At 70.6% G+C, this 1335-nt stretch carries 1 protein-coding gene; it reads left to right on the plus strand.

The features are described 5' to 3' along the window. Positions 1-232 precede the first annotated feature (232 nt). A complete protein-coding gene (locus tag AC07DW_RS34515; RefSeq protein WP_478861535.1) occupies positions 233-1318 on the plus strand; it encodes an IS110 family RNA-guided transposase in 1086 nt (361 codons plus the stop codon). The last annotated feature ends 17 nt before the right edge of the window (positions 1319-1335 follow it).

The following is a 1335-nucleotide window of genomic DNA, read 5'->3' on the forward strand; positions in this document are numbered from 1 at the left end:
CGACTGACAGTGAGGATGTGACGTGGTGACGCTGCGGGTGGGTCTGACCCTCCGACTGACTGACGTCTCGACTGTCCTGTTTGGGATTTGTCGGCTCGCCGGGCGTCACCACGCACGCGGCCGGACGGGCGTTTGTGACTTTATAGGAGCTTGGTCGAGAAGCCCCGTCACTGTCTTGTCCACCCGCCCGACCGGCGCGTGCCGCCCTCGGAACGGACACGCAAGGACGGACATGACCAGCATGACGCACGAAGCCCGGGAGATCACCGGCGGAGTCGACACCCACGGCCTGACCCACCACGCGGCCGTGATCGACCAGATCGGCCGGCACCTGGCTGACCGGGAGTTCCCCGCCACCATCCGCGGTTACCGGGACCTGTTGGACTGGATGCGAGGCCACGGCACTGTCACCGCGATCGGGGTGGAGGGTACCGGCGCCTACGGAGCGGAGCTGGCCCGGGTCCTGACCGCCGCCGGCGTCACCGTCGTCGATGTGGACCGCCCGGACCGCAAAACGCGCAGGCTGAAGGGCAAGTCCGACCCGATCGACGCCTATGCCGCCGCGATCGCCGTCCTGTCAGGCCGGGCCACCGGCATCCCCAAGAGCCGGGACGGCGTGGTCGAGGCAGTGCGTGTGCTGCGGATCGCGCGCCGCAGCGCGGTCAAGGCCCGCACCCAGGCGATGAACCAGATCCGGGGCCTGCTGGTCTCGGCCCCGGCGATGCTGCGCGAGCAGGTCGCGGGGCTGGAGCGGGCCGCGCTGATACGCACGCTCGCCCGGCTGCGGCCCGGGGACGACCTGTCCCGCCCGCTGGAGGCGACCCGGGCGTCACTGCGCCGGCTCGCCCGCCGTCACCAGGCGCTGGACGCCGAGATCGCCGAGCTGGACACCGAGATCGGCCCGCTGGTGAAGCAGGCCGCCCCCGCGCTGCTGGAGCTGTTCGGCGTCGGTCCCGAGACCGCCGGCCAACTGCTGGCCACGGCCGGGGACAACCCGGAACGGATGCGGTCGGAGGGCGCGTTCGCGCACCTGGCCGGAGTCGCCCCGATCCCGGCCTCCTCCGGCCGAACCCACCGCCACCGCCTCAACCGCGGCGGCGACCGGGCCGCGAACAACGCCCTGCACACCATCGTGCTCACCCGCATGCGCTTCGACGAACGCACCCGCGCCTACGTCGAACGCCGCACCAAGGAAGGGCTGAACAAAAAGGACATCATGCGCTGCCTCAAGCGATTCGTCGCCCGCGAGGTCTACCGCGCCCTGACCAGCACACCAACCGAACGAATCACTCAAACCGACCTCGCTCCAGCGGCTTGACAGCCATAGGAGCATCC

Source organism: Streptomyces sp. NPDC045701, from assembly GCF_056432045.1.